Below are 9,195 nucleotides of genomic sequence, written 5' to 3' on the forward strand. Positions count from 1 at the left end.
GCTGCGGGCCGTCCGCCGCACCCGCCCGTCCCGCCCGTGGCCCCCGGCTCCGCCGGTGCGCAGGCCACGGGCCCGGCCGAGGCCGCGGGCCGGGTGGCCGCGTCGGGCGGCCCGCTGTCCGCCGGGCGCGGAGCCGCACACGTGGGCCTTCCCGTCCCCACCGGCGACGCCGGAGCGGGCCGCGTGGTGGCAACCGGCCGGTCCGGGCCGGGCCTCGACCGGGGCGCGGCAGCGCCGGGGCTGGTGCCCGCGGGGTCCGGGGCCATCGGGTCCGGGGCCGCTTTCGGGACCGGGCTCCCCGGGAGCGCGCCGCTGGACGTGGAGCCGTTCACCAACGGAGCGGTGCGCGGGCCCGTGGCGACCGGGACCGGCCGGGACCCGGTCGCCGCTGCGGCGGCCGGGTCCGTACGGACCGGGACCGGTCGGGGCACGGGCGCCGACGCAGGGCGCGGGGCGGTCGGCGGCGGGCGCCGGAGCGGCGACGGGAAGGCCCCGGGTGACGGGGCCCGGTCGGGGAGCGGCGGGGCGCTCGCCAAAGCGGCCGCCGTGACCGCCGGACTGACCGCCGCCGGGGCGGTGTTCGGGCTGGTCCGCGACCAGACCATCGCGCACCTCTTCGGAGCCGGGCACGACAGCGACGCCTTCCTCATCGCGTGGACCGTCCCCGAGATGGCCTCCACGCTGCTCATCGAGGACGCCATGGCCCTGCTGATGGTGCCCGCCTTCAGCCACGCCCTGGCCCGCCGGGCCGCCAGCAGGGCCGGGCTCACCCGCCAGGAGGCCCGCGCGCAGGATCCCGTACGACTGCTCGTGGGCGCCACGCTGCCCCGGCTGCTGGTGCTCCTGGCCGCCGTGGCCTCCGTGCTCATCATCGCCGCGCCGCTCGTCGTGGGCGTGCTCGCGCCGGGGCTGCCCGACCCCGGGCTCGCCGTCGAATGCACCCGGATGACCGCCCTGACCATGCTGTCCTTCGGGATCGCCGGCTACTTCAGCGCCGCCCTCAGGGCGCACCGCTCCTTCGTGCCGCCCGCCGCCATCTACGTGTCGTACAACGTCGGCATCATCGGGACCATGGTCGCCCTGCACGCCCTGTGGGGGGTGCGCGCCGCCGCCGCCGGAGTCGCCGTCGGCGGCGTCCTGATGGCCCTGGTCCAACTGCCCGCCTTCATCCGCAACGTGGGCTTCGGGCCGCCCCGCGCCAAGGGCGCCCCGCGCAGCCAGCGCGACCGGGACCGGCCGACCCTGATCGCCTTCGGGGTGATCGCCCCGGTGATCTTCTTCGCCGTCTTCCGGCAGTCCCAGGTCCTGGTCGAGCGGTTCCTCGCCGCCTCGCTGCCGCCCGGCGCCATCTCGCACCTCAACTACGCCCAAAAAGTCGCGCAGATGCCGATGGTGCTCTCCCTCATGATCTGCACCGTCACCTTCCCCGTCGTCGCCCAGGCCATGGCCGGCGGGGAGCGGGAGAAGGCACGCAGGCGGGTCGAGCAGGACCTCGCGCTCGCCTCGCTCGCCGTCCTCATGGGCACCGCGCTCGTCATCGGGTACGCCCCCCAGATCATCCAAGTCCTCTTCGAACGCGGGGCTTTCACCCACGCCGACACCGAGGCCACCGCCTCCGTCATGCGGGTCTACGGACTCGGCCTGCTCGGCCACTGCCTCGTCGGGGCGCTCTCGCGGCCCTTCTTCTCCACCGCCCGGCCCACCTGGTTCCCGGCCCTCGCCATGGGCGCCGGACTCCTCGTCAACATCGTGGCCGGAGCCTTCGCCGTCGGCTGGTGGGGCACCTACGGGATCGCCGCAGCCAACGCCGCCGGCATCTCCACCACCGCCGCACTGCTGCTCACCGGCCTCGGCTCGCGGATCATCGCCATCCAGGTCCGCCGGGTCGCCGTCAGCATCGGCCGGCTCTCCGTCGCGGCCCTCGCCGCCTGCGCCACCGGCTGGATCGCCGGGCCGATGATCCCCGACCCGCTGGTCAGCGCCGCCCTCGGCTGCCTGCTGGTCCCGGCCATGTTCGGGGCCACCGGCATGGCCATACGGGCCCTGGAGGTCACCGCCCTGCCGGGCCAGCTCGCCCAGCTCACCGCTCACCTCACCTCCCAGCTCACCCAGAGGTTCCGCAATGTCCGCTGACACCGAAACGGCGCGCCCCGCCGCGGCGGCCCCCGCCCGCCGCACCGGCTCGCCGTGGGTCCTCATGTACCACTCCGTCGCCGAGTTCACCGATCCCGCCGAGGACCCGTACGGCATCACCGTCACCCCGTACGCGCTGGAGGCCCAGCTGCTGTGGCTGCGCTCCCGGGGACTGCGCGGTGTCTCCGTCGGCGAACTTCTGCGCGCCCGCGCCGCCGGGCGCGGCGCCGGGCTGGTCGGGCTGACCTTCGACGACGGCTACACCGACTTCCTGACCCGCGCACTGCCGCTGCTGCGCCGCTACGACTGCACCGCCACCCTCTTCGTACTGCCCGGGCGGCTCGGCGTGGACAACGTCTGGGACCCGCTGGGCCCCCGCAAGCCCCTCCTCACCGCCGAGGGCATCCGCGAAGTCGCCGCCGCCGGACAGGAGATCGGCTCGCACGGGCTGCTCCACCAGGACCTCACCGCGGCCCCCGACGACGTACTGCAGCAGGAGCTGCGCGGCAGCCGCGAGCTGATCCGGGAGCTGACCGGGACGCTGCCCGCCGGATTCTGCTACCCGTACGGGCACCTCGACGCGCGGGTCGTCGCCGCGACCCGGGCCGCCGGGTACGGCTACGCCTGCGCCATCGACCCCGGCCGCCTCGCCGGACCCCACGCGATGCCCCGTACGCACATCAGCCAGGCCGACGGCGGCCCGAGGCTGCGGATCAAGCAGGTGCGCCACCAGGTGCGGGAGCTGCGCAGGGCGGTGCACCTGTGAGCCCCGAGAAGGTGCTGCACGTCATCACGGGACTCGGCGTCGGCGGCGCCGAGCAGCAACTGCGCCTGCTGTTGCGGCACATGCCGATGCGCTGCGACGTCCTGACGCTGACCAACCCCGGCCCGGTCGCGGAGGGGCTGCGCGCGGACGGGGTCCGCGTCGTCCACCTCGGGATGCGCGGCAACCGCGACCTGGGGGCGGTGCCGAAGCTGGCCAAGTTCATCCGGCGGGGCCGCTACGACCTGGTCCACACCCACCTGTACCGGGCCTGCGTGTACGGGCGCCTCGCGGCCCGGCTCGCGGGCGTGCGGGTGAGCGTGGCGACCGAACACTCCCTGGGGGCGGGCGAGATCGAGGGCCGGCCGCTCTCGGGCGGGGTGCGGGCCCTGTACCTGGCGAGCGAACGGTTGGGAGCTGCGACCGTGGCCGTATCGGACACGGTGGCGGCCCGCCTGGAGGCCTGGGGGGTGCCGGCCGGGCGGGTGCACGTGGTGCCGAACGGGATCGAAGCCGTGCGGTTCCGCTTCGACGAGGGCGTACGGCGAGCCACCCGCACCCGGACCGGACTGCCCGAGCGGGCCTTCGTGGTCGGCGGCGTCGGCCGACTGGTGCCGGGCAAGCGCTTCGACGTCCTGGTCCGGGCGGTGGCGGCGCTGCCCGGCGCGCACCTGCTGCTCGCCGGGGACGGGCCGGAGCGGGCGGCGCTGCGCCGGCTCGCCGCCGAGCTGGGGGCGCAGAGCCGGATCCACCTGCTGGGGGAGCGGGACCCGCTGGGCGACAGCACGGACGGGCGGACCCCGGGGATCCCGGCGCTGCTCGCGGCGATGGACGTGTTCGTGTCCCCTTCGCGCGAGGAGGCCTTCGGACTGGCGGTGATCGAGGCGTTGGCGGCGGGCCTGCCGGTGCTGCACGTCACCTGCCCGGCGATCGACGACCTGCCCGCGGCCCAGGCACCGGGGGCGCGGCGGATCGGCACCGGCACGGAGGAGCTCGTCGCGGCGCTGCGGGGGCACATGGAGGCCGGCGCCAAGCGGCTGCCGCCGCCCGGGGTGGTGCGGCGCTACGACATCGCCCGGAGCGCGGCGCAGCTGCTGCACGTGTACGACCACGCGATGGCCGGTCCCGCGGCCGGGGCTCGGGGAGCGGGGGCGCTGCCCGGTCCCGGCCGGGGGCCTCGGGCCGCTGACCCGGCGGGTCCGGAGCGTGCGGCGCCGGTGCCGGGGGCCAGTCCCCGGACCCCTGCTCCTCACACGCCGCAGGGGCTGGACCTGACGCCGGAGGGGCTGGATTTGGCCCCGGCCGGTTCGGACCGTGCGGCGTCGTTGCCGGGCACCAGTCCCCGGACCCCTGCTCCTCAAACGCCGGAGGGGCTGGATTTGCCCCCGGCGGGCTGAGTTCGCCCCCGCCGGTGGCGACATCGGCTGATCCGAGCCCGTAAGGGCCCGCACCGGGCCCCGAAGCAAGCACCCGTCCACCAGGAAAGAGGTACGCACATGGCGGACAACGCCGACCAGAAGAAGTCCACCCACCGGCGCCGGGTACGGCTGCTGCCGCCGCCCGCGTGGTGGCCGCTGCCCGCCGCCGCGCTGCTGGGGCTCGCCGCGGGCGGGGCGTACGGGGTGCTCAAGGCCCCCGAGTACGCCGCCACCAGCTACGTCGTCGCGGTCCCCGACGACACCACCGAGCCGGCCACCGCCCTCGGCTTCGCCCAGGCCTACGCCCGCATCGCCACCAGCAGTTCGACCCTCGCGTACGCCCAGCCCCGCGCGGGCATCGGCGTGCAGAAGCTGCGGACCCAGGTCCGCGCCGAGACCTCCCCCGAGTCCCCGATGATCGCCATCACCGGGACCGCGAAGAGCGCCGGCGAAGCCGCCGACATCGCCAACGCCGTCGCCGACGCCCTGTCGCTGAGCAGCAACCAGGCCGCCAAGAACACCGGCGTGCAGCTGCTCCTCTTCAACCAGGCCGTCGCGCCCAGCGACCCCGCCTCCGCGTCCCCCACCCTCAGCGGGGCCGTCGGCCTGTGCGCCGGCGGGCTGCTGGGCGGGCTGTGGCTGCTCGCCCGGCCCACCGCCGCCCGGCGGCGCGGCGAGGGTCCCGCCGCGGAGAGCATCACGGAGACCGCCGCGGAGACCGTCGAGGAGTACGCCTCGCTGCCCGCGCAGGGCGAGCCCGCCGCGGCCAAGGAGAAGGAGTCGGTGCGATGACCACCGGCTCCGCCGGGGCCCTGTCGGTGACGCTGTGCCGCGACCCCCGGCAGTTCGCCGCGCTGGAGGAGCCGTGGAACCGGCTCGTCCGCGGCTGTCCCACCGCCACCCCGTTCCAGAGCCACGCCTGGCTGCACTCCTGGTGGCTGTCCTACGGCAAGGACGGCCGGCTCCGCATCGTCCTCGTGCGGCGCGGTGAGGAGCTGGTCGGCGCGGCCGCGCTGATGCTCGTACACCGGCCGCTGCCGCTGCTCGTGCCCCTCGGCGGGGGCATCACCGACTACTTCGACGTGCTCGTGGCCGCGGCCCACGCCGACCAGGTCGTCCCGGCCCTGGCCAACGGGCTGCACCGGGCCGCCCGGGGTGCGGTCGTCGACCTGCGCGAGGTGCGGCCGGGGGCCGCCGCCGAGGCCGTGTTCGCGGCCTGGCCCGGGATCGGCAGCAAGCTCACCGACTCCACCTGCATGGAGCTGCCGTCCATGCCCTTCGACGAGCTGGTCAAGCGGATGCCGGCCTCCGGCGCCCAGCGGGTGCGGGCCAAGCTCCGCAAGACCGACGCGGCGGGGATCGAGGAGCACGAGGTCACCGAGCAGGAAGTGCCGCGAGCGGTACGGACCTTGCTGCGGCTGCACGAGAAGCAGTGGCGCGGCCGCGGGGTGACCCCCGAACACCTCAAGCCCCGCTTCGCCGAACACCTGACCCGGGCCACGCGGCGGATGGTGCGCGCCGGGGAGGGGCGGCTGGCCGAGTTCCGGCTCGACGGGAAGGTGGTGGCCGCCAACCTCACCCTGCTCTCGGGCGCGCTCAGCGGCGGATACCTCTACGGCGCCGATCCCGACCTGCGGGACCGCAAGGTGGACGTGGCCACGCTGCTGCTGCGCTACGAGGCCACCCGCGCGCTCGCCGAAGGCCGCCCGGTGGTGAGCTTCCTGCGCGGCAACGAACCGTACAAGAACCACTGGCGGCCGCGGACGGTGGTCAACCAGCGCTTCCTGCTGGCCACGACCGCGCTCGCGCCCCTGCTGCGACTGCACGAGTCGCAGGTGACGGGGCGCGAGCGGGCGGTGGACGCACTGCGGGAGGCGTTGCCGGCCGCCAGGGACTGGCGGGCGCGGATCAACGAACTGCGGGTCCGATGACCCGAACGCTCCGCCTAGAAGGGCCAGAAGCCGGTTTCCCTGCCCCAGTCGACCTTGATGCAGACCGACTGCTTGCCGACCAGCTTGGAGAGCCACTCGCCGAAGTTGATCGGCACGCACCACTCCGTGCTGTTGACGGGCGGTGTCGTCGGCTTGGGCGGCTGGGACGGCTCGGGCTTCGGTACGAGCGGCGAGGGCGACGGGGACGGGACCTCGGGGCTCGGCTTGGGCACGACCGGGCTCGGGCTGGCGCTCGGGCTCGGGCTCGCCGGGACCTCGGGGACGACCGGGCTGACCTCGGGGGACGGGACCAGCGGGCTGGGCTCGACCGGGCTGGGCTCGACCGGGCTGGGGACGGCAGGACTGGGGACGGCCGGACTCGGCTCGACCGGGACCTCCGGGCTCGGGACCACGGGCGAGGGCGTCGGTACGACGGGGCTCGGGGCGACCGGGCTCGGCACCGGCGGGCTGGGCTCGACGGGGCTCGGGACGGCCGGGCTCGGGACCAGCGGGCTGGGTTCGGCCGGGCTGGGCTCGACGGGGCTGGGGGCGACGGGGCTCGGGGCGACCGGGCTCGGGACCTCCGGGCTGGGGAGCACGACCGGCGGGGTGACGACCGGCGTCGGGATCTCCGGCGTGGGGACCTGCGGCGTCGGAACGACCGGCGTGGGCACCACGGGGGTGGGGACGACCGGGGTCGGGATGACCGGGTCGGGCCGCTGCGGGGTCAGCGCCTCGCGGAAGACCTTCGTCGAGGCCGGGTTCTGCTTGCACTGCCAGACGCCGTGCGGGCAGTAGTCGGTGATGGTGTGGTAGAGCGGCTTCTGCTTCTCGATCCACTGCAGCATGCGCCGCACGTACTCCGGGTTGTCCCCGTTGCGGAACAGCCCCCACTCCGGGTACGAGATCTCTTTGCCGTGTGCTCGCGCGAAGTCGACGTGCTGCTGGAGTCCGTACGGCTGGCTGATCTGGTCGTCGAAGTTCCGTCCGGGACCCTGGTCGTACGAATCCATCCCGACGATGTCGACCACGTCGTCACCCGGGTAGCACTTGGTCCAGCCGATGGCGTCCGTGCCGCGGTTCGGGGTGAAATCGAACTTGAACTTCTGACCGGGCACGGAGCGCATCGTGTTGACGATGCGCTTCCAGTACGCCTTCCAGTTCTCCGGGTCGGGTCCGCAGCGGTGGGTGTACGTGATCCCGTTCATCTCCCAGCCGAGCACGATCACCGTGTCCGGGACGCCCAGCGCCACCAGTCGTTCGGCGAGCTTCTTGAAGTGCCGGTCGTAGTGGCCCTCCGCGCCCGCCCGGATCAGCTGGGCCACCTGGCGGTCGGGGACCCGGTCCTCGTTCCGCTCCTGCATGGGCACGTTGAGGACGAACAGCCGGTCGTCCCGCTGGCGCCGCCACCGCGCCCAGTCGTCCAGGAAGCTGACGCCGCCCTCGATGCCGGCCCACTGGTCGCCGGGCAGATAGGTGTGCCCGACCCGGATCTCCTTGCCGCCCAGCCAGTTCGACAGGAACGGGATGCGGGCCACTCCGGGCGGCCCGTAGTCGAGGTAGGCACCCATGGCGATGTCGGACTGCGCGCTCTGCTCCTCGGGGGCCGCGAGCGCGGCGCCGGTGGCGAGCAGTCCGGCCGTCACCGTTCCGATGCAGGTGCTCGCCAGTCGGCGGCGTGGTCTGGGCATGGCGTCTCCCGAGCTTTCCTGAATCGGTGTGCTTACCAAAGACGTTAGACATCACATCTGACGAATGGCCTGTCCGGTGACCTCCGCGTAGGCCATTCGCACCTGCGCACCCTCCCCGCTTGGTCCGACTAGGTGAAAGACACCGTTCCCATGCACGCGCATCCCAGCCAAGTGCCCGCAGTTCTGCTCAGACTCGATCGGAATCCGTTCCACCACGGAACCCTCGGCGCCGTCAGATCCCTTGGGCGCGCGGGTGTGGAGGTCCATGCCGTAGTCGAGGCCGGGGGAGGTCCCATGGGGCGTTCGCGCTACCTGCGTGCCGTGCATCCCGGACCTTCGGGCGGACTCGACCCCGAGGCGCCCGAAGCGCTGCTGGAGTGCCTGACCGGGGTCTCCGAACAGATCGGCCGCCCCGCGGTGCTCATCGCCATGGACGACCTCAGTGCGATCGCGGTGTCCCGGGTCGCACCGATGCTGACGGACCGTTTCCGGATCCCCCATCAGCCCGACGACCTGCCGGCGCGGGTGGCGGACAAGGCCGAGCTGTCGCGGCTCTGCGCCCGGTGGGACGTACCGCACCCGGAGACCGTGATCCCGGCGAGCGGGGCCGAGGCGGCGGAGGCCGCGTGGCGGCTGGGCCTGCCGGTGATCGCCAAGTGGAGCCGGCCGTGGCTGCTGCCCTCCGGCACGGGCCTGCGCAGCACCACGCTGCTCCACGCGGCCGCCGAGGCGCGGCGGCTGTACGAGCGCTCGGCCGAGGCGGGGAGCCGGCTGCTGCTCCAGCGGTTCCTGCCGGCCGGGCCGGACACCGACTGGTTCTTCCACGGCGCGTTCGCCCGGGGCGGGCGTCCGCTGATCACCGGCTCGGGGCGCAAGGAGCTGTCCTGGCCGGTGCGGACGGGGCTGACGGCGGTCGGGCGGTGGCTGCCGGATCCGGCGGTGGAGGAGGCGGGTCTGCGGCTCGCCGAGCGGCTCGGCTACCAGGGGATCCTGGACCTGGACTTCCGCCGGGACGAGCAGGGCGTCTTCCGCCTGGTGGACTTCAACCCGCGTCCGGGGGCGCAGTTCAGGCTCTTCACGGACGCGGGCGGCCTGGACGTGGTCCAGGCGATGTACCTGGACCTGACGGGCCAGCGGGTCCCGGAGCCGTCCGGCGGACCGGGCCGGGTCTTCGTGGCGGAGAACTACGCCCTGCTCGCGGCGGTGCGCGGCCGCTCGCTCCCGCGCCGCCCCCCGGCGCCGCCCCCCGGGGCGGGCGC

The 9,195-nt window shown here is 74.6% G+C and carries 7 protein-coding genes; 6 read left to right on the forward strand and 1 reads right to left on the reverse strand.

Features of this window, described 5'->3' with window-relative positions; all coding sequences use genetic code 11:
- Positions 1-354 precede the first annotated feature (354 nt).
- From murJ to ACFVX6_RS40065, 5 genes are all read left to right on the forward strand, one after another.
- Positions 355-2,133 carry a murein biosynthesis integral membrane protein MurJ gene (gene murJ, locus ACFVX6_RS40045; RefSeq protein WP_389699521.1) on the forward strand — a complete coding sequence of 593 codons (1,779 nt, stop codon included), beginning with the start codon at positions 355-357 and terminating at the stop codon, positions 2,131-2,133.
- Positions 2,123-2,899, forward strand: coding sequence for a polysaccharide deacetylase family protein (locus ACFVX6_RS40050; RefSeq protein WP_389699515.1), 777 nt, complete (start codon positions 2,123-2,125; stop codon positions 2,897-2,899). The genes murJ and ACFVX6_RS40050 overlap by 11 nt, the downstream gene beginning before the upstream one ends.
- Positions 2,896-4,293 carry a glycosyltransferase gene (locus ACFVX6_RS40055; RefSeq protein WP_389699516.1) on the forward strand — a complete coding sequence of 466 codons (1,398 nt, stop codon included), beginning with the start codon at positions 2,896-2,898 and terminating at the stop codon, positions 4,291-4,293. Before ACFVX6_RS40050 ends, ACFVX6_RS40055 begins: the two co-directional genes overlap by 4 nt.
- A gap of 99 nt (positions 4,294-4,392) precedes the next feature.
- Positions 4,393-5,106 carry a lipopolysaccharide biosynthesis protein gene (locus ACFVX6_RS40060; RefSeq protein WP_389699517.1) on the forward strand — a complete coding sequence of 238 codons (714 nt, stop codon included), beginning with the start codon at positions 4,393-4,395 and terminating at the stop codon, positions 5,104-5,106.
- Positions 5,103-6,245 carry a GNAT family N-acetyltransferase gene (locus tag ACFVX6_RS40065; RefSeq protein ID WP_389699518.1) on the forward strand — a complete coding sequence of 381 codons (1,143 nt, stop codon included), beginning with the start codon at positions 5,103-5,105 and terminating at the stop codon, positions 6,243-6,245. The genes ACFVX6_RS40060 and ACFVX6_RS40065 overlap by 4 nt, the downstream gene beginning before the upstream one ends.
- 14 nt (positions 6,246-6,259) lie before the next feature.
- Here the strand turns inward: ACFVX6_RS40065 and ACFVX6_RS40070 are convergent, their stop codons facing one another.
- A complete protein-coding gene (locus ACFVX6_RS40070) occupies positions 6,260-7,936 on the reverse strand; it encodes a glycosyl hydrolase (protein ID WP_389699519.1) in 1,677 nt (558 codons plus the stop codon).
- A 294-nt stretch (positions 7,937-8,230) separates the two neighbouring features.
- Between ACFVX6_RS40070 and ACFVX6_RS40075 the strand changes: the two genes are divergently transcribed.
- A partial coding sequence (locus ACFVX6_RS40075; protein ID WP_389699520.1) for an ATP-grasp domain-containing protein occupies positions 8,231-9,195 on the forward strand: 965 nt, incomplete at its 3' end.

This window comes from Streptomyces sp. NPDC058289 (assembly GCF_042880975.1).
Lineage (GTDB): Bacteria > Actinomycetota > Actinomycetes > Streptomycetales > Streptomycetaceae > Streptomyces > Streptomyces stoeckheimensis.